This window comes from Roseibium aggregatum IAM 12614 (assembly GCF_000168975.1).
In the GTDB taxonomy this organism is placed as follows: Bacteria; Pseudomonadota; Alphaproteobacteria; order Rhizobiales; family Stappiaceae; genus Roseibium; species Roseibium aggregatum.
In genome coordinates this window covers 42,987-62,357 of the sequence record NZ_AAUW01000030.1, presented here as the reverse complement: position 1 = coordinate 62,357, position 19,371 = coordinate 42,987, and the positions used below count along the sequence as shown (strand labels likewise).

Sequence of the window (19,371 nt, the reverse complement as noted above, 5' to 3'; positions counted from 1 at the left end):
ATAGCAGCTTGCGGGCAGAAGGCGCGCAGCCACATGTAGTCGCCGGCCTCGACCTCGACCCAGTCCTGGTTAAGGCGATAGACCGCCTTGCCTTCCAGAACATAAAGCCCGTGTTCCATCACATGAGTTTCGGCAAAGGGAATGACCGCGCCCGGCTGAAAGGTGACGATGTTGACATGCATGTCGTGGCGAACGTCTTCCGGATCGACAAAGCGGGTGGTTGCCCATTTTCCGTCGGTACCGGGCATGGCGTTCGGTTCGACATCGTTTTCGTGAGTGACGAAAAGTGTCGGCCGCTCCAGACCTTCAACAGGCTCGAACGCCTTGCGCACCCAGTGAAACCGCACCGGCTCGCTGCTTGTGTTCTTCAGGCTCCAGTCGGTTTGCGGCGGCAGGAAGGCGTAGCTTCCGGGCTTCAGGTCGTACTGCTGACCTTCGGCCGTCAGAACGGCCTCGCCTTCGACAACGAACAGAACGCCTTCAGCGGAAGGGTCGGTCTCTGGCCGGTCGGACCCGCCACCCGGCGACACTTCAACGATATATTGCGAGAAGGTTTCGGCAAAACCCGACAGGGGCCGCGACAGCACCCACAGACGGGTCTTTTCCCAGAAAGGCAGATAGCTGGTGACGATGTCACGCATGGTGCCTTTCGGGATGACCGCATAGGCATCGGTAAAGACGGCCCGGTCGGTCAGGAGCGTTTCCTGACCGGGATGACCGCCGGTCGGCGCATAGTAGGATCTCGGGGGCTTGGACTGGGGCACGGCCAACCTTCTTCTTCAACAAAACCAGTTGCCGTAAACTATGACCTGCCTTGCGGGACCGGACCACGGGGCATGTCCGAAGAGCACCTATCGGAAAAACAAGATAATCATCTCTTGATTTTCCTAGTCTTCCGATCAATCCACCGCAGCCCCGACGGCAGAGTATGACAGCGCGTTGCCGCCCCGGTGAAGGCGCGGCTGGTTACGTCGGTTCCGGCCATGCCGCTGACGAGGCAGGCCGGAACAACCGTTTGCTCGCGGCAGGGTCCTTACTTGCCCTGAGCCGCGGCCCGGATCTGGCTGAGGCTTGCAGCCGGAGTGATGGCTTCCGGGTCGAGCTTCAGATGCAGGAGCGCGGGTGTGCCGGCTTTGCGGGCTCGCTCGTATGCAGGACCAAAAGCCTCCGTGCTTTCGACAGTCTCGCCAAAGGCGCCGTAGCTGCGGGCAAGCGCCGCAAAATCCGGATTGACCAGCTTGGTCGCGGACGGACGGCCCGGATAGGTGCGTTCCTGATGCATGCGGATGGTGCCGTACATGCCGTTGTCGATCACCAGAACGATGATGTTGGCGCCATCCTGACAGGCGGTGCCGAATTCCTGCATGGTCATCTGCAGGCAGCCGTCGCCGGCAAAACAGACGACTTCGCGCTCCGGAAAGGCAAGCTTGGCAGCAACAGCCGCCGGCAGGCCGTAGCCCATGGAACCGCTCGTCGGCGCTGCCTGGGTGGCGTAGCGGCGGAAGCGGTGGAAACGGTGCAGCCAGGTGGCGTAATTGCCGGCGCCATTGGTGCAGACAGCATCGTCCGGCAGGTTGGCTTCCAGCCAATCCATGACACCTGACATCTGGAGGTTGCCTGGCACCTGCGGCCGGGCGCCGGACCAGTCCAGATAGTCCTGATGGGCCTTGGCTGCTTCGCCTGCGCCTTTCAGTTCTGCCGGGGGCTGAAGGCCTTCGGCGGCCTTGCAGAAGGCAGTCGGGGAGGCATGAATGGCCTGCGCCGGCCGGTAGACCCGGCCGAGTTCCTCGGCGTCCGGATGGATATGCACCAGTTGCTGCGCAGGAGAGGGAATGTCGAGCAGCGAATAGGACTGGCTCGGCATTTCGGACAGGCGGCCGCCGACGAGCAGAATGAGATCCGAGGCTTTGATCCGCGCCAGCAGTTTCGGATTGATGCCGATGCCGACATCGCCGGCGTAATTCGGATGCAGATTGTCGAACAGCATCTGACGGCGGAAGGAGCAGGCGACCGGCAGGTCGAACCGCTCGGCAAAGCGGGTGAAGGCGGCAACAGCCTCCTCCGACCAGCGGCTGCCGCCCAGAATGGCAATCGGCCGCTCGGCTGCCCACAGACGCTTCTGCAGTTCGGCCATCTGGGTGAGGCCGGGATGGGTCTCGACCTGGGTCCACGCAGGCGGCTGCACGGCAGCGGCCTTTTCGACCAGCATATCCTCCGGCAGGGCCAGCACCACCGGGCCCGGACGGCCGGAGGTGGCGACATGATAGGCCCGCGAAATGAACTCCGGCACACGATCCGCGTGATCGATTTCGGCCACCCATTTGGCTATGCCTCCGAACATCTGGCGATAGTCGATTTCCTGGAAGGCTTCACGCTCGCGCATGCCACGCTCGATCTGACCGATGAACAGGATCATCGGCGTTGAATCCTGCGCTGCCACATGAACGCCTGCCGAGGCGTTGGTCGCACCCGGACCGCGGGTCACCATGCAGATACCCGGCTTGCCGGTGAGCTTGCCCCAGGCATCGGCCATCATGGCAGCCCCGCCTTCCTGGCGGCAGACCGTGACCGGGATCGAAGCGTCATAAAGGGCGTCGAGCACGGCAAGATAGCTTTCGCCGGGCACACAGAACACGCGCTCCGCCCCGTGGCGCTCCAGCGCCTCTACCAACAATTCGCCACCGGTCTTCTGGTCCATGTTCCGGGTCCTTACGAGAAAGAAGATCTGTTCATTCTATAGCGTATGAAAACCCGCCCTGTTAGGGGCGAAAATCAGATTAATTGGCAATGGGATCATTCCGATTTAGAATAATATATCTCCGACAACGGACTTGCAGCCCATCCTTATCTGTTGAGATTTGATTAGATTGGTCTTGGGAGGGCCGGTTGCTGCCCTCCCAAGTGGGCCGGAGACCGTACCATCCTGGGTACTCGGCAAGTCCGTTCGAAGCCAGGTTCCCGGTCCACTTTCCAACTTATCCCGAATGGTTGCTCGCGCAAGAGTGCGTAGATAAGGCAGGGACAGATGGACGAGACCAAGCACTTTGTCGGAATTGACGTGTCGAAGGCAGCGCTGGATGTGCATGTTCTGCCAGTCGGCAAAAGCCAGCGGTTTCCCAATGATGGTGACGGCCATGCGGCTCTTGAGGGATGGTTGTCATCCCATCCAGTCGAGCGCGTGGTCCTTGAGGCGACGGGTGGCTATGAACGCAAGGCGGTGCAGGCGCTGCAGCAGCAGGGATACCATGTTTGTGTGGTCAATCCGGCCCGCCCCCGGGACTTTGCCAAGGCCGGTAGTCGGTTGGCCAAGACCGACCGGCTGGATGCAGCCGTTCTGGCCCACTATGCGCAGGTGTTTGATCCGCCGTCGGCTCCTCGTCCGGGCGACGTCGAGGCGAAGCTTGCGCGCTATGCCTCTGCTCGGGACAGCTTTGTTGCCGAGAAGACCCGGCTGCGCAATCAGCTCGGCCTCAATGACGATGCTGATCTGGAGCGCATGCACCGGGATATACTGGAGACGATAGAGGCCAAGCTTGCGGAATTGGACCGCATGATCCAGAGCTGCATTCGCGAAAAGGCCGAGTTGAGCCAGCGCTATGACCAGCTCAGGGCCGTTCCGGGCATCGGGCCGGTCGCCGCCGTCAGCCTCCTGGCGTTCCTGCCCGAACTGGGGCAGGTCTCGCGGCGGGCCATTGCTGCCCTGGTTGGCGTCGCGCCCTTCGCCAGAGACAGTGGCATGATGCGGGGGCAACGCAGGATCGCCGGCGGCAGGGCCAAGGTGCGCAAGATGCTGTTCATGGCAAGCCTGTCAGCGGCACGCCACAACCCCATCATCAAAACCTTCTACGAACGCCTCATCAAAGGTGGAACAGGCAAGAAACAGGCAATCATCGCCTGCTCCAGGAAACTCCTGACCATCCTCAACGCAATGGTCAGGGACAATAAGGAATGGCAGCCGATGAGCACCTAAAAACATGGTTGCTTCGAGACGCGCGCAAACGCGCTCCTCAGGATGAGGTTGAATGTGTTGAAAGGCCGCCTGATTGTGCCACACACAGTCCTCATCCTGAGGAAGCGCGAAGCGCTGTCTCGAAGGATGGGCCTCATGTCATGGCCAGCCTTGCCGGTAAGCATCGGCGCTGCAAACAAAAAAGGGGCACCGGTTTCCCGGTACCCCTGCCCCCATTCTTTTTTGTCACTTGATTATGGGAAGCTGATCTCAGGCCGGCTGAACCGTCACCACCTGGAAGGTGTGCATCTCACCATCCTCGTCCTTGATGGAGACATATTCACCCGGGTTGAAAGCATGTGCGCCGAAACGGTAGCCCGCCTCGTCGTCATCCTCGCCGTCGATATCGTAATGGAAAGCCCAGGAACCGCCCGGGCGGTGAATGAGGTGGCCAATTTCCTCTTCCTCGGAGCCCCAGAATCGGCGGACGCGGCAATGGTCGCGCTCCTTCTTCCAAAGGCCGGCGTCGATGTGGCCGGATTCGTCAAGCGGAGCGGTGAATTCGTAACCGTGGTTCGCCGAACCTTGCGGAAATTCCTTTGTTCTGGCCAGGTTCAACCTGATCCTTTTTAAAGCCGGATAGTCGTTCATGGGGCCCTCCTTTACTGACAATCCGGTTTATTTGTGCCACATCCGGGTCACCTCACATTGAGAAGGATCAAACCCGGCGGGTTGCATGTGAGGCATGTTTTGCAGTGTGTCAGCAAAAGGGACGGAAGATGGATCAGGCCGAAACCCAGAACCAGGCGCTTGCCTACCTGAGCAGCCTGCCTTCCGACGATCCTCAACGGCCCAAGGTCAAGCGGATCGACACTCACGCCAATATCGTGTTTCTGGTGGGAAGCAAGGCCTACAAGGTCAAGCGGTCGGTCAAATTCCCCTTTCTCGACTATTCGACGCTGGCCCTTCGGGAAGAGGCCTGCAAGGCGGAAATCACCTATAACCAGCCAAATGCGCCGCAGATCTACCGGCAGGCACTGGCGATCACGCGAGAAGCGGACGGCAGCCTGACCCTTGGAGGCTCGGGTGAGGCCATTGAATGGGCGATTGAAATGAACCGGTTCGAACACCAGCACGAACTGGACATCATCGCCGAAGAAGGCCCGCTTCCCGACAGCCTGTCCGACCGGCTTGCAGACATGATGGTAAGCGCCCACGAGACCGCGCCCCTGCGCCAGGGCAGCGGGTTCTACTCCGAGCTTGCAAGCTACGTGGAGCAGAACGACGATGCCTTTCGTGAGCATCCCGATCTGTTTGATGCAGAATCGGTCCGCCATCTGACCGAAACATCCCGCACCGTCCTGACTTCGCTGCACGAACTCATCCTGCAGCGCGGCGAGCAGGGTCTCGTCCGCCGTTGCCACGGCGATGCGCATCTTCGCAATATCGTGCTGGTCGACGGCGCGCCTGTGCTCTTCGATGCGGTTGAATTTTCAGATGCGATCGCCACCGGCGACGTTCTTTATGATCTTGCGTTTCTGCTGATGGACCTGTGGGACCGCGGGCAACAGCGGGCGGCCAACCGTGTGTTCAACCGCTATCTGGACAAGAGCCGCCTGGACACACATTCGGAAGGTCTGGCGGCCCTGCCCTTCTATCTGATGATGCGCGCTGCAATCCGCTCCAAGATCGCGGCCAGTGCCGCTCTCAACCAGTCGGACCCGGACCAGAAACAACGTGAGCGCGATCAGGCGCAAGCCTATTTCCGCCATGCCCTGGCCTTTCTGGAGCCCTCGCGGCCGCACCTGGTTGCCATCGGCGGACTGTCCGGCACCGGAAAGACCACGCTCGCCTATGAAATCGCGCCGGAGATCGGCCGGGCACCGGGAGCACGCGTGCTGCGCACGGACGTGATGCGCAAACGGCTGCTCGGCATCGCGGAAACGGAGCAGGCACCGGCCGAAGCCTATACACGGGAAGCCTCGCAGAAGGTGTACCACGCACTGGACGAGACAATTCAGACCGTCCTTGCCGCCGGGCACTCGGCAATTATCGATGCCGTTTTTGCAGCAGAGAGCGAGCGGGAGCGCATCGAAAGCATCGCGGCCAAGGTCGAATGCGGCTTCTGTGGCCTGTGGCTGTCGGCGCCTGAAAAAGTACTGAAAGCCCGCGTGTCTGCGCGCGAGGACGACGCCTCTGATGCAACGCCCGCCATCATCGATACCCAGCTTGGCTATGATCTCGGCCGGATGACCTGGGCGGAGATCGACGCGGGACACAACGTTGACGAAACAGCGGCCCAGGTTCGGCGCGTCTTGAACGGCTAGCAGCTTACAGCCCGGCAGCCCTGAGGGCGGCAGCGGCACCGGCAGCGCAAAAGACGGCGACATATTCCTTGCGCAATGTCACCTGTGCTACGGCGGCAACGACAAGGCACAGCGCCACCGCCAGCCCGCCTTTCAGCACGATTGGCAGGATGGTGGACACGATGATCGCTCCCGGCAAGGCCTCCAGCCCCCGGCGTACCCTCGGCGTGATCGGAAGCCTGCCCATGACCCAGTATCCGCCCGCCCTGAGCGCGTAGGTGACAAGGGCCATGCCAAGCACGGCCAGAAGGAAAATCGGATCGGCGGTCAATGCTCCCTCAGTCATCAAGGTAGGCCCCCGCGAACGCACCGGCGATGGCACCGGTGAAAATGCTCCAGTAGCCGCCGACCAGATACCAGGTCAGCGCGGCAATACCGCCGGCAAACAACCAGCTCACCGTCTGGCGTTTGCCTTTCCAGAGCGGCACCAGCAGCGCGGCAAAGAAAGCCGGCAGAACCACATCGAGCCCGTAGACTTTCGGGTCCGACACCAGGCTGCCGGCGAAATAGCCCGGAATGACCGCCAATGACCAGACCGCCCAGGTGAACAGGCCGCTGCCCAGATAGATCCCCCAGTCCCGCGTGCCCTTGTTGTATTCCGACAAGGCGAGCAACCAGTTGAGGTCGGTCAGCAGGAACAGGGACGGATAGGTCTGCCAGGCCGGCACCTGGCCGAGCCAGGGCCGCAAACTTGCACCAATCAGGAGCATGCGCATGTTGACCGCGGCCGTGACCCCGATCATCGCCACCACGAGACCGTAGGTCAGCGGATCGTTGTAAACTTCCATTGCAACGAACTGGCTGGCCCCGGCAAAAACCAGCGAGTTGAGCAATATGGTCTCCAGGAAGGTCAGCCCCTTTTGCGCGGCCACCGTTCCGAAGACCAGGCCAAGCGCGATGATGCCCGGCGACACCGGAATGCAGATCGTGGCTCCCCGCACACAGCCTTGCAGGCTGAGGGTCACATTTTTGTTCAACATGTCTGTCCAAGAGTTTCAGGCGGCGGGAAGACCCCGCGAAGAAAGGTCAGTATTGCTGATAAATCGCCTAAGAACCATTGAAACCTTCGAGGGAACTGACCAATCGTCAGAACAGGACACCATAGATCATGCGCAGGCCGGTGAACCCGAGGAACAGCGCGAACACCAGCTTGAGCTTCGACGGGTCGATGGCATGGGCGATCTTGGCGCCCCATGGCGCGGCAAAAGTGCTGGCCGGAATGATCAGGAAGAAGCCGATGAGGTTGACATAGCCAAGCGAGAACGGCGGGCGACCTTCCTCGCCCCTGCCGAAGAATATCGACAGCAAGGTGCCCGGAACGGCAATGATGAGGCCGATGGCCGCCGCCGTGCCAACCGCCTTGCGGATGGGGTAATTGAAGAGAGTCAATGTCGGGACACCAAGCGTGCCGCCGCCGATGCCCATCATCACGGAGATCCCGCCAATCAGAAAACCCAGTGCTTCCTTGATCGGAGATCCGGGCAGCTTGTCGGCCAGATGCGAGCCATCCTTGCGGAACATCATGTTGGCCGACACGGCGAGCGCCACGATCCCGAAGACCAGTGTCAGCGCGCCGCCGGAAATGTTTCCTGCAAGCGTTCCGCCTGCAATGACACCGAGGGCGATCGCCCACCACCAGCGTTTCAGGAGATCCATGTCGACGCTGCCACGGTTATAATGGGCGCGCGCCGAGGATGTGCCGGTTGCCAGAATGGTTGCGAGCGATGTTCCAACGGCCACATGCATGAGGACGGACGGGTCGATCTTAAGCGCGGTGAACATGTAATAGAGCACCGGCACGATGACGATGCCGCCGCCGACACCAAGCAGGCCGGCAATGATCCCGGCCACAAGCCCGGTTGCCAGCAGTGCAACAGCCAGTAAGCCAAGGGAGAAAAGGCTAAGATCTTCCACGCGATTATCCTCGTTGCCGACGGCCGCCAGTGCCGGCCGCCAAAGTCGTTCCCCTGCGCTTAGACCAGCTGCGCGAATTTTTCCAGCCGCATCCGCGGACTATCTGTCTTGCAGCCACAGGTGGTGCTTGCGGCAAGCGCCTTTTGCGGCCAGTCTCGGCACTGGTTCATTCGGGCCATATTCATTCGGGCCAGGTTCAATTGGCCCAGCTTCATCGGGTAGCGAGGAAACATGAGCGGTCACTGGCTTGCGCTCTACACATTCGGCCAATTCCGTACCCGGTCAGACCACCCGGATGTGGACCCCTTCCATCAGTCCGAACCCTTTGTGTGGGCGGCAATGGAACGGGCCGAAGGGTTCGTTGCCCGATCCGGCTACGAGGACGAGCCGGGGCCGGAGAGTTGGGGCGAGCAGGTGTTTCCAAAATACTGGCAGGACAATGGCGACGGCTGGGCCCCTTCCACCATCTCGCTTTGGCAAGACCTGGAATCAGCGCTGGCTGCCGTCTATCGCGGGCCACACGCCGCGATCCTGAAGAAGGGCCCCGAGTTCATGCGGGACGACCATGCCTACCCTGCCTACGTATTGTGGTGGGTGCCCGAAAGCCATCAGCCGGACTGGGTGGAAGCGGTCGAGAGCTTCGAGCGTCTGGGCGACGCGGGCCCCACACCTGAAGCCTTCACATTCAAGTCTGCGTTCGACCCTGCGGGAAAGCCGACAACAGTGAATGGCGGCGTTTCGAAACAGATCGCCGAACGCAACCGCACCCGAGCTGAAGCTCCCAAGGCGGTTCAATAGGTTATTGTTCAAAAATCGATGACTAATTGTCCAGTTTCGGCTGAATTGTAAAACGACCGGTCAATGGCAATCTAAAGCTCAACAACGCACGAGCCTTTTCGTGCCAGAGATTGGGAAAGGATTGATCCATGAACCAGATACTGCGTCCGTCGGATGCCAGAGGTGATGCCGATTTCGGCTGGCTGAAAAGCAAACACTCTTTTTCCTTCGGCTCCTACTTCGATCCGAACCACCTCGGCTTCGGTGCCTTGCGGGTGATCAACGAGGACCGTGTTGCCCCCAGCGCGGGCTTCCCGACACACCCGCACCAGAACATGGAGATCATCTCCTACGTCGTTTCCGGCGGTCTGGAACACAAGGATTCGCTCGGCACCGGTTCGGTGATCCGTCCGGGTGAACTGCAGCGCATGAGTGCCGGCACCGGTGTCCGTCACAGCGAGTACAATCATTCGGACACGGATCCGGTCCACTTCCTGCAGATCTGGATCATACCGGAGGCCGAAGGACTTGCGCCGAGCTACGAGCAGAAGGCTTTCCCGGAAGATGGCCGCCGCGACGCCCTGCGCCTGATCGGATCGCGCGACGGGCGGGACGGGTCCGTCACCATCCACCAGGACGTCGATCTCTATGCGTCGCTGCTGTCTGCCGACCAGAGCCTTGCCTTCGACATCCGGCCCGGCCGGAAGGTCTGGCTGCAACTTGTGAAAGGCAAGATCAGCGTCAACGACCAGCCGCTTTCCGCCGGCGACGGTCTCGGCCTGCTTGAGGCTGGAGCGATCTCGCTGGCGGCCAGTGAGAATGCCGAGTTCCTGCTGTTCGATCTGGCAGCCTAGACCATGTTGGGGCGGGATCATTCCCGCCCTTCCCGCTCCTGACAGTGCCGAGCCCTGCGTTGATGGGGAGGGATGAAGGACCGGAGCGGCATTCGCCTCTTCGCACAAGGACCAAGAAACGGAACAGATGAGCCGAGCAATCGTTCTCATCCCATTCAGGAGACCGACAATGCCCGAAACAACTTCCCCTTTGATCACGCTGGAACAGGACGGCAGCAAGGGCCGCTATGAGGCCAGGGTAGACGGGATCACTGAGCCCGCCGAGCTCACCTTTTCCATCGTCAACGAGCACCTCATCATCGCCGACCACACCGGCGTGCCGGACAGCATGCGCGGCATGGGAGTCGGCAAGGCTCTGGTGGAACGGCTTGTCGACGACGCCCGCCGCAAGCAGGTGAAGATCGTACCGCTGTGTCCTTACGTGAATGCCCAGCGGCGCAAGCACCCCGAATGGGCGGACGTGTTTCAGGCTTAGGCGATGCCGGTGGTCAGGAGTAGGAGAACACCTCCATTCCAGCCGCACCCGATTTTAAGCAGTCCGCTTGATATCATGCCGGACGTCACGATATGAGCCCGGTTGGCAATGAACCACCTAGGCCTTTGCTTCTTCGGACGTCTCCGGCCCCGTGTCACCGTTCAGCTTGCGGCGCGTGCGCAAGAACTGGCCTGCAAGGCCGTAGATCAGCGAAACCGCACTGAAGAGCAGCAACGTTCCGGCAATCGGGCGGGTGACAAAGGCGGTGACATCGTAGTCGCTCAGCATCAGGCCCTGGCGCAGGCTGAGTTCGGCGATCGGGCCAAGCACAAGACCGATGATGAAACTGGCAACGGGAAAGCCGAACCGGCGCATGGCGAAACCGACGACGCCGAAGACCAGCATGACCGCGAGATCGACCACATTGTTCTGGAGGGCGTAGACACCTGTCATGCACAGAACCACGATGGCCGGGCCGACAAGGGCGTAAGGCGCCTTCAGCACGAGGGCGAAATAACGCGCCATGCGCACGCCGACGATCAGCATCAGCAGGTTGGCCAGCATCATGCCGATGAACACCGAATAAACCAAATCGGAATTTGTCTGCATAAGCTGCGGACCTGGGATGATGCCGTGGATCGTCAAACCGCCGATCATAACCGCGGTGGTGGCGCTACCGGGGATACCGAGAGCGAGCAGCGGGATCATCGACCCGCCGACGGCTGCATTGTTGGCAGATTCCGGCGCCGCGATGCCTTCCGGAACGCCGGTGCCGAATTTTTCCGGATGCTTGGACCAACGCGAGGCTTCCGAATAGGAGATGAAGGCCGCCGTTGTTGCCCCGACACCCGGCAGCGCGCCGATGACCGTGCCGATGACGGAAGAGCGAAGCAAGGTGACCCGGGTCTGGATGAATTCGCTTATGGTCGGCAGTTCCGTCGAAACATCATCGATCACATAGCCTTTTTGCGGGCCTTCCCCGAACCGCTGCAGAACCTCGGCAAGTGCGAAGATGCCGATGATTGCCGGCACGAAGCCGACACCGGTCAGAAGCATCATGCTGCCAAAGGTGAAGCGGGGCATCCCCGTCAGAGGGTCGATACCGATGGTGGCAACGCCCAGCCCGAGCAGTCCGGCCATCAGCGCTTTCAGTACCGAACCGTGGCCGATGGACGCAATGGCCGTGATCCCGAGGACAGCGAGCGCAAAATACTCCGGCGGGCCGAATTCAAGCGCCAGTCTGGCAAGCGGCGGTGCCGCGACCATCAGCACCACCGTGCCGAAGATACCGCCGATGGCCGATGCCGCCAACGCGATGCCCAGCGCCTTGCCCGCCTGTCCCTGGCGGGCCATCGGATACCCATCCAGCGCAGTGCAGGCCGCTTCGGGTGAGCCTGGCGTGTTGAACAAGATGGCGGAAATGGATCCACCGAACGTCGAGCCGACATACACCCCGCCCAGCAGCAGCAGTCCTTCGATCGGGTCGAAGGCGAACGTGAACGGGATGAGCAGCGCGACACCGACGATCCCGGTGAGACCGGGGATGGAACCGAACGCGATGCCCCACACAACACTGAAGATGATGAGCAGGAACGTGAAAGGGTTGCTGGCCATGTAGCCGAGCGCGGACAGGTAAGAGTCCAGCATTTTCGGAAAGCTCCGTTTATGGGTCTGCCCGGAGCAGGCTGCATTCGGCTGAATGCAGAAACGATGCTCCAACACGCTGAAATCTGGAGGCTTTTCAGCCTGCGGTCGATTTCTGGCGGCGACTGTTTCCTAGTAAAGCAGCAGGCTGAGGTCGTAGAAGATACCCTGGCCGCGCGGCAGCGGCAGTGACAGCCCGCGCGTGAAGAACAGGCACAGACCGAACGTGAACAAGGGTGAAAACAGCAGTTTCGCAGTCAGGTTGCTGTAGGGCGTGGCAAAGGATGCCGCCCACAGGAACAGCATGGTCGCGACGACGAAGCCCAGCCACTGCAGGGCAAAGAAATAGGCCAGGATGAGACCGCCGATCAGAACAAGACGCACCACATAAGCCGGGTCTACGGACGACCGGGTTCCTCCGGAGGCCGACTGCAGACTCGCTCGCAACCCCACGGCCTGTTGCAGCAACTGCAGGAACGACACAACCGCGAGAGCGCCGCACACCAGCTTCGGCCAGTAGTCGGAATCGATCTTCGCGTATTTCATCGAGTTCGGAAATTTGTCGGCAACGAACCACATCGCGACCGCTAAAACCAGAATGGCGAATACAACGACCATTTCCATAATTCTGGAACGCATTTCAGACCCCTCCCAAGGCTAGTTGCAAATAACCGGCCCCGAACATCTCCTGGACCGGTCATCGCGATCGGTCTACTCGACGTAACCGAGCTGCTTGAGCACGTCGGTGTAGATCTCCACCTCGTGCTCCATGAACTCCTTGAACTGGGTCGGGCCGAGAACCTTGGAACGGAACTGGAGACCGCTTTGCGTTTCGATGGTCTTGTAGCTTTCCGAGACCGCCGCCCTGTCGAGAATGCTGAACATGGTGTTGGCATTGGCTTCGTCATCGGACGCATGCATGGCGAAACCGCGCCACCGGCCAAGGCTGACATCAAAGCCCAGTTCAGTTGCGGTCGGAACGTCGCCGAGTACCGGCAGGCGGAATTCAGAGAAAAGCACGAGCGGCCGAAGATCTCCGGATTCGATCAGACCCCGTGCCGGGCCGTATTCCTCGTACATGAGGTCGACATGACCGCCGAGCGTGTTCGACACCATTTCCGATGCGGAGAACGGCACCGTGGTCAGTTCTGCTCCACTCTTGATGTTCCAGAGACCGACCAGCGTATCGTCGAAGCCCGCTGTGCCGGTGACGGCAACCTTGAGCGAACCGGGATTTTCACGCGCCGTCTTGATCAGATCGTCGACGGACTTGATCGGGCTGTCCTTGGAGACGAGAAACAGACCCTGGTCGTACTGGATACGTGCAATCGGCCTAAGCTCGTCGATATTCATCCGGCCAAGGACATGATTGATCACCTGTTCCGGGCCAACCGCCATCATGCTATAGCCGTCGCTCGGACGCTGCATGAAAGTGACCGCCGCCGGCACACCGCCTCCGCCTTGCACCGAAATCGGAACCAGTGCCTGGCCGGTGATCTCCTGGAACGGTTCGCCGATTGCGCGGATGAAGCGGTCCGTCCCTCCGCCCGGACCGAACTGATGGATCGCCTCGACGGTGCGCGACGGATAGTCGTCGGCCCGTGCGGGCATTGCCGCAAGCACGGATCCGACTGCGGCCATCATCATGGCCGCACGCATTGACTGAATTGGAAACATTTCAAACCTCCCTAAGTTTCGGCTGGAAACCCCAGCCTGGCTCCTCCTGTCCGGGCAGAGTTTTCCGCCCGGACTGCATGGCTGCCCTCAAGACAGCGTCACGTCATGCGACCTGCGAGGCCTCCTGTTCCTGTCCGGCTGCCTCCAGAAACTGCATCGCCACCTCCACGCCTCCCGAGCGGTGGGGCACGCCTGCCTTGCGCAGGCCCAGTTCGACGCCGGACAAGGTTCCGATCAGCATCAGATCGTTGAAATCGCCCAGGTGCCCGATGCGGAACACGCGATCGGCGACTTTCGACAAACCGTTCCCGAGCGAGATATCGAAATTCGAAAGCGCGGTGGCGCGGAAGGCATCCGCGCTATGTCCGTTCGGCATCATCACTGCCGTCAGCACACCGCTTTCCTGGCCTTGCTGCTTGCAGAGAACTTCCAGCCCCCAGGCGCGCACCGCGGCGCGCGTCGCCGCCCCATGCCGCTGATGGCGGGCAAAGACGTTGTCGAGCCCTTCCTCGTGCAACATGCGGATGGCTTCGTTCAGGCCATAAAGCAGGTTGGTGGCAGGGGTGTAGGGGAAGTATCCGGTCGCGTTCAGGGCCTTCATGTCATGCCAGTCCCAATAGGACCGGCGCATGCCGCCGGTTTTGGCAACCTCCATCGCTTTGGCGCTGGCGGCATTGAAGGAAAGCCCCGGCGGCAGCATCAGGCCCTTTTGCGAACCCGATACCGCAACATCGACACCCCAATCGTCGAAACGGAAATCGATGGAGGCGAGGCCGGAAATGGTGTCGACCATCAGCAGCGCCGGATGACCGGCTGCATCGATGGCATGGCGAACAGCCGCGACCGGTGAAACCGAACCGGTCGACGTTTCGTTGTGAACGACGCAGACCGCCTTGATCTCGTGAGCGGTATCGGCCCGGAGCCGCTGCTCGATGCTGTCCGGATCGGCCCCGCCGCGCCAGTCGCCCTCGATAAATTCCGGCTTCAGGCCGAGGCGTGTTGCCATCTTCATCCAGAGCGTTGCGAAGTGGCCGGTCTCATACATCAGAACCCGGTCGCCCTCCGACAGCGTGTTGACCAGGGCCGCCTCCCAGGCGCCGGTTCCGGACGCCGGAAAAATGAAGACGTCCTGGGTTGTCTTGAAGATCGTTTTCATGCCGCTGAGCGCGTCCAGCCCGACCTGAGCGAAATCAGGACCCCGGTGGTCGATCGTCTGTGCGGAGATGGCCCGAAGAATCCTGTCCGGCACGGCACTCGGCCCCGGAATCTGCAAAAAATGTCGGCCGGCTTTTCGAGACATTCAGTTCTCTCCCTTGGTGGTGCGCCCCCGATTTTGGCGGCATAATTGAATTATGTATTTTGCATTTTTAATTTTGCATTATGAATTACATTCGAGTATCGGTGTGTCAACAGGAATTCTTTCGGGAGGAAAACGTGCTAGAAAAAGCCCTGAAAAACGGCTTCTCGGGCGAGGTCTACTTCGACCGCTTCACGCGCGGACGTTATGCGACGGACGCGTCGTTCTACCAGATCATGCCCAGGGCGGTGGCCATCCCCCGTGGCAAGGAAGACATCGAGCTTGCGCTTGATGCAGCCAGGGAAGCCGGCATTGCCATCACCGGGCGCGGGGGCGGCACCTCCCAGTGCGGACAGACCGTCAACACGGGTCTGATCCTGGACAATTCCCGGCACTTCAACCGCATTCTGGAACTGGATGTCGAGAACCGGCGCTGCATCGTGGAACCCGGCATCGTGCTGGACGACTTGAACCGCGCCCTCAAACAGCACGGCCTCTGGTTTCCCGTTGACGTCTCCACCGCCTCGCGCGCGACGATCGGTGGAATGACGGCGAACAATTCTTGCGGCGGGCGGTCCCTGCGCTATGGCACGATGCGGGACAATGTGCTGTCGATCGAAGCTGTCCTGCATGACGGGTCGACCGCACGCTTCGGACCGGTGTTTGAGGACTTTCCGGGCAACGACACGTTTTCCCGGATCGCAAGGGACGTCATCACGCTCGGCGAGAAACATGCCGACCTGATCGACGAGCGCATTCCCAAACTCACCCGGCGGGTTGGTGGCTACAACATCGATGCCCTTGTGCCGAACGGCAAACCAGCGAACCTTGCCCACCTCCTCGTCGGGTCAGAAGGCACCCTCGCCTATTTCACCAAGATCGAACTGAAGCTGTGGCCGCTTGTCGGCAAGCGGGTGCTCGGCGTCTGCCACTTCCCCACCTTCTACCAGGCGATGGATGCGACCCAGCATCTGGTGGAACTTGGACCGCTGTCGGTCGAGCTGGTGGATTCGACCATGATCGCGCTGTCGCGCGAGATCCCCATGTTCCGCAGCACCATCGAGCAATTCGTGCAAGGCACGCCCGACGCCCTGCTTCTTGTCGAGTTCGATGAAGGCTCGCAGGACGCCAATCTTGAAAAGCTGCGCCTGCTGGAAGAACGGATGGGCGATCTCGGCTTTGCCTGGAGTAACGAAGGCAAGGGCTGGGGCGGCGTGCTGACCGTGACCGACCAGCAGCTTCAGGGCCAGATCGCCGAGGTGCGCAAGTCCGGTCTCAACATCATGATGTCGATGAAACAGGAGGGCAAACCCGTTTCCTTCGTCGAGGATTGCGCCGTTGAGCTGAAAGACCTTGCCGAATACACCCGTGAACTGACGGATGTGTTCGAAAAGCACGGCACCCGCGGCACCTGGTATGCCCATGCGTCTGTCGGCTGCCTGCACGTGCGGCCGGTCCTGAACCTGAAACTTGACAGCGATGTCCGCCGCATGCGCGCCATCGCCGAGGATGCATTCGAACTGGTTGCAAAATACAAGGGCTCACATTCGGGAGAACATGGCGACGGCATCGTCCGGTCCGAGTTTCACGAACGCATGTTTGGTTCCCAGATCATGGCCGCCTTCAAGGAGGTCAAGCGGAGCTTCGATCCGGACCTGCGCTTCAACCCCGGCAAGATCGTTGACGCGCCAAAGATGGACGACCGCAGCCTGTTCCGCTTCAAGCCGGACTACAAGGTCAAGGAACTGAAGACTCATTTCGACTGGTCGGCCTATCCGGGTGCCGGCGGCGGTTTCCAGGGCGCGGTCGAGATGTGCAACAACAATGGCGCGTGCCGCAAGCTTGCCGGCGGGACCATGTGCCCGTCCTACCGCGCAACCCGCAACGAACGCGACCTGACCCGTGGCCGTGCCAACTCGCTGCGGCTTGCCCTTTCCGGCCAGCTTGGCCCGGATGCTCTGACGTCCGACGAAATGATGGAGACCTTGAAGCTTTGCGTTTCGTGCAAGGGCTGCAAGCGGGAATGCCCGACTGGCGTCGACATGGCCAAGATGAAGATCGAAGTCCTGGCCGCCAGAGCGGAAGAGAAAGGCATTTCGCTGCACGACCGTCTGGTGGGGTATTTGCCGCATTATGCCGGTCTCGCCTCACGGCTTCCCTGGCTTGCCAACATGCGCAATACCGTTCCCGGCCTGGCAAAGCTCCTGGAAAAGCCAACCGGCTTTTCCGCCAACCGCAAGCTGCCGCACTGGTCGTCCCGGCCGATCCGCGACGCAGAAGTAAAACCTCAAACGGGCGATGCCGACGTCGTGCTGTTTGCCGATACATTTAACCGTTACTTCGAACCGGAAAATCTGCGCGCTGCGCTGAAGGTGCTGGAAGCGGGGGGCCGGTCCGTCACCCTGGCCCAGCCGCAGTCCGGCCGGCCGCTGTGCTGTGGCCGCACGTTCCTGTCCGCCGGCCTGGTCGACCGCGCAAGAACCGAGGCAAAGCGGCTGGTATCGGCGCTGCTGCCTCATGTGGAAGCCGGCCGCCGGATCGTCGGTCTTGAGCCGAGCTGCCTCCTGACCCTGCGCGACGAGATCCCCTCACTGCTTCCCGGCGATGACGCTGCACGTGTCGCAAGGGCGGCGCGCATGTTCGAGGAATATATCGCGGAGGAAATCGACACCGGCACGTTCAACCTGTCCCTGCGCTCGCCCGCACCGAAGGTGCTGCTCCACGGCCATTGTCACCAGAAGGCCTTCAACGTGGTGCCCGCAATCCGGAAAACCTTGGATCTTCTGCCGGAAACGAGTATTGAAATGGTTGAAACAAGTTGCTGTGGCATGGCCGGATCATTCGGCTATGGAGTTGAAACGGAAGAGGTATCACGGCGTATGGGCGAGATCAGTCTGTTCCCGGCTGTCCGGGCAGAAAGCGCTGAGGCAATCGTCGTCGCCGACGGAACTTCCTGCCGCCACCAGATTCATGACGGCACCTCGCGGAATGCCATTCACGTGGCGCGCCTGCTCGAGCTTGCCCTGGACGGGAGCTCCCCGGCATGAACCGCCCCATCGCGACCGTCACGTCCCTGCGCCGGAAATCGCTTCACGAGGAACTGGCCGAGTCGCTGCGCGAGCTGATCGTCAGCGGAGAGCTGAAACCCGGCGAGAAGGTTCCCGAAAAGGACCTGTGCGAGATGTTCAGCGTTTCCCGCACTCCCTTGCGGGAGGCGCTGAAGGTGATGGCTGCCGACGGCCTGGTGTATCTGGAGCCCAACCGGGGCGCCTGGGTGACGCCGATCACCGTGGAAGACATCGAGGAGGTGTTCCCGGTCATGGGCGCGCTGGAGGCCCTGTCGGGCGAACTTGCCTGTCAGAACATCACTGACGCGGAAATCGCCCATGTCCGCAGCCTGCACGAGAAGATGGTTCGCGAATATGAGGCCGGTAACCTGGCCGACTATTTCCATATCAACCAGGAAATTCACGAAGCCATCCTGGCCGCGGCCCGCAACAAGACGCTGAGCACGCAATACATGTCGCTGGCAACACGGGTGCGCAGGGCGCGCTATGTCGCGAATATGACCGCCGAACGCTGGAAACAGGCAACGGAAGAGCACGAACTCATCCTGAATTGCCTGGAAGCACGCGATGGCGCCCGGCTTGCCGAAATCCTCAAGGACCACCTCAAGAACAAGCTTGAGACGGTCAAGGACTGGCTGATTTCGCAGGAGGAAGGGCAGGTCTGACGCGGGAGCACTCCCGCCGAACCGAACGCCCTCTCATCTTCGGCCAGAACGCGCCTTGCATCATCCCCTGCTCCGCCGAGCGTCAAAGGCTCAGCTCGACGGCCCAGAGCCTTCCACGACAGTCTCGCAGCCCCTGAGGGTGTAGAGCGCACGGGTCAGCATGTCGCCGGCCTGCTTAAAGGCTGTGTCGGTGATTTCCGGACCCGCCGCGCTCAGCCCGGCGGCCGCCAGCTTGATGTCGGCAAGGTTCCGGTTCAGATCCTTCAATTGCTGCGCCACTTCCCAGTGGTCCTTCAGATCCGGATCGGTAAGCTCTGCCATGAGAGCGGATATCTTTTCGTCGAGGGCTTCGATCCGGGCCTTGAAGTCAGCCGGAGAGACCTGCAACCGGGCGAGCGCGGCTTCGGTCACATTACCGGCGATGCGTTCGCCTGCACTGTCGACCCTGTTCAGCACGACAAGCGACAGCACGCAGGCCGCAATGACGAGCAGCGCCGTCGCATTCACAAGCGCCAGCAGAAGCTGACCGGGCAAGCGGACCAGACGGCGGCCAAGACCGGGGGCATCGTGATAGGACATTCTGCGTTCCTTTGAGATCAGGTGATCTCATTCAGACTGAGTCCCGCATGACGCACAACGGCCTAAGCACCCCTCAACCGGCAGAAACACTTAATTTCTTGGGAGA

General features: G+C 61.0%; 18 protein-coding genes. 7 read left to right on the top strand and 11 right to left on the bottom strand.

The genetic code is table 11. The annotated features are described in order from the left end of the window. A partial coding sequence (locus SIAM614_RS28695) for a bifunctional allantoicase/(S)-ureidoglycine aminohydrolase (RefSeq protein WP_040441428.1) occupies positions 1-764 on the bottom strand: 764 nt, incomplete at its 3' end. A gap of 269 nt (positions 765-1,033) precedes the next feature. After that, the gene (locus tag SIAM614_RS28690; protein ID WP_006940052.1) at positions 1,034-2,698 is read right to left on the bottom strand and encodes a thiamine pyrophosphate-binding protein; all 1,665 of its coding nucleotides are present in this window, start codon (positions 2,696-2,698) and stop codon (positions 1,034-1,036) included. Positions 2,699-3,025: 327 nt separating this feature from the next. Here SIAM614_RS28690 and SIAM614_RS28685 point away from each other — a divergent pair, with 327 nt between their 5' ends. Continuing rightward, positions 3,026-3,970 (top strand): IS110 family transposase, encoded by a 945-nt coding sequence (locus SIAM614_RS28685; RefSeq protein WP_006932765.1) that lies wholly within the window; start codon positions 3,026-3,028, stop codon positions 3,968-3,970. Between the two features lie 249 nt (positions 3,971-4,219). On the opposite strand, the gene SIAM614_RS28680 is transcribed toward SIAM614_RS28685, so the two are convergent. Next, a complete protein-coding gene (locus SIAM614_RS28680; RefSeq protein WP_006940050.1) occupies positions 4,220-4,600 on the bottom strand; it encodes a hypothetical protein in 381 nt (126 codons plus the stop codon). Between the two features lie 128 nt (positions 4,601-4,728). On the opposite strand from SIAM614_RS28680, the gene SIAM614_RS28675 reads away from it, so the two are divergent. Beyond that, entirely contained in the window at positions 4,729-6,276 is a 1,548-nt protein-coding gene (locus SIAM614_RS28675) for a bifunctional aminoglycoside phosphotransferase/ATP-binding protein (RefSeq protein WP_006940049.1), read from the top strand. A gap of 4 nt (positions 6,277-6,280) precedes the next feature. On the opposite strand, the gene SIAM614_RS28670 is transcribed toward SIAM614_RS28675, so the two are convergent. The 3 genes from SIAM614_RS28670 to SIAM614_RS28660 form a co-directional block, all read right to left on the bottom strand. After that, a complete protein-coding gene (locus tag SIAM614_RS28670; protein WP_006940048.1) occupies positions 6,281-6,601 on the bottom strand; it encodes an AzlD family protein in 321 nt (106 codons plus the stop codon). Then, positions 6,594-7,295: an AzlC family ABC transporter permease gene (locus SIAM614_RS28665; RefSeq protein ID WP_006940047.1), complete on the bottom strand. Its 702-nt coding sequence runs from the start codon at positions 7,293-7,295 to the stop codon at positions 6,594-6,596. Before SIAM614_RS28665 ends, SIAM614_RS28670 begins: the two co-directional genes overlap by 8 nt. Before the next feature lie 106 nt (positions 7,296-7,401). After that, positions 7,402-8,229, bottom strand: coding sequence for a sulfite exporter TauE/SafE family protein (locus SIAM614_RS28660; protein ID WP_006940046.1), 828 nt, complete (start codon positions 8,227-8,229; stop codon positions 7,402-7,404). Positions 8,230-8,460: 231 nt separating this feature from the next. On the opposite strand from SIAM614_RS28660, the gene SIAM614_RS28655 reads away from it, so the two are divergent. The 3 genes from SIAM614_RS28655 (at position 8,461) to SIAM614_RS28645 (ending at position 10,335) form a co-directional block, all read left to right on the top strand. Beyond that, entirely contained in the window at positions 8,461-9,027 is a 567-nt protein-coding gene (locus SIAM614_RS28655; protein WP_006940044.1) for a DUF3291 domain-containing protein, read from the top strand. A 128-nt stretch (positions 9,028-9,155) separates the two neighbouring features. Then, positions 9,156-9,860, top strand: a complete 705-nt coding sequence (locus tag SIAM614_RS28650; protein ID WP_006940043.1) for a pirin family protein — start codon at positions 9,156-9,158, stop codon at positions 9,858-9,860. Between the two features lie 169 nt (positions 9,861-10,029). Next, the gene (locus SIAM614_RS28645) at positions 10,030-10,335 is read left to right on the top strand and encodes a GNAT family N-acetyltransferase (protein WP_006940042.1); all 306 of its coding nucleotides are present in this window, start codon (positions 10,030-10,032) and stop codon (positions 10,333-10,335) included. 117 nt (positions 10,336-10,452) lie between these two features. Here the strand turns inward: SIAM614_RS28645 and SIAM614_RS28640 are convergent, their stop codons facing one another. The 4 genes from SIAM614_RS28640 to SIAM614_RS28625 all read right to left on the bottom strand — a co-directional run bounded on the left by SIAM614_RS28640 (position 10,453) and on the right by SIAM614_RS28625 (position 14,956). Further along, the gene (locus tag SIAM614_RS28640; protein ID WP_006940041.1) at positions 10,453-11,982 is read right to left on the bottom strand and encodes a tripartite tricarboxylate transporter permease; all 1,530 of its coding nucleotides are present in this window, start codon (positions 11,980-11,982) and stop codon (positions 10,453-10,455) included. A 129-nt stretch (positions 11,983-12,111) separates the two neighbouring features. Continuing rightward, complete coding sequence (locus SIAM614_RS28635) at positions 12,112-12,618, bottom strand: tripartite tricarboxylate transporter TctB family protein (RefSeq protein WP_157140149.1); 507 nt, start codon at positions 12,616-12,618, stop codon at positions 12,112-12,114. Positions 12,619-12,690: 72 nt separating this feature from the next. Then, positions 12,691-13,656, bottom strand: a complete 966-nt coding sequence (locus SIAM614_RS28630; protein ID WP_208984118.1) for a Bug family tripartite tricarboxylate transporter substrate binding protein — start codon at positions 13,654-13,656, stop codon at positions 12,691-12,693. A 103-nt stretch (positions 13,657-13,759) separates the two neighbouring features. Beyond that, positions 13,760-14,956, bottom strand: a complete 1,197-nt coding sequence (locus tag SIAM614_RS28625) for a pyridoxal-phosphate-dependent aminotransferase family protein (protein WP_040441411.1) — start codon at positions 14,954-14,956, stop codon at positions 13,760-13,762. A gap of 80 nt (positions 14,957-15,036) precedes the next feature. Between SIAM614_RS28625 and SIAM614_RS28620 the strand changes: the two genes are divergently transcribed. Together SIAM614_RS28620 and SIAM614_RS28615 are read left to right on the top strand one after the other, a co-directional pair. Beyond that, complete coding sequence (locus SIAM614_RS28620; RefSeq protein ID WP_050789521.1) at positions 15,037-18,000, top strand: FAD-binding and (Fe-S)-binding domain-containing protein; 2,964 nt, start codon at positions 15,037-15,039, stop codon at positions 17,998-18,000. Beyond that, on the top strand, positions 17,997-18,686 hold the full coding sequence (locus SIAM614_RS28615) for a GntR family transcriptional regulator (protein ID WP_006940035.1): 690 nt from the start codon (positions 17,997-17,999) through the stop codon (positions 18,684-18,686). The genes SIAM614_RS28620 and SIAM614_RS28615 overlap by 4 nt, the downstream gene beginning before the upstream one ends. Before the next feature lie 90 nt (positions 18,687-18,776). Here SIAM614_RS28615 and SIAM614_RS28610 read toward each other — a convergent pair whose 3' ends face one another. Next, positions 18,777-19,265, bottom strand: a complete 489-nt coding sequence (locus SIAM614_RS28610) for a hypothetical protein (RefSeq protein WP_006940033.1) — start codon at positions 19,263-19,265, stop codon at positions 18,777-18,779. Positions 19,266-19,371: the final 106 nt, after the last annotated feature.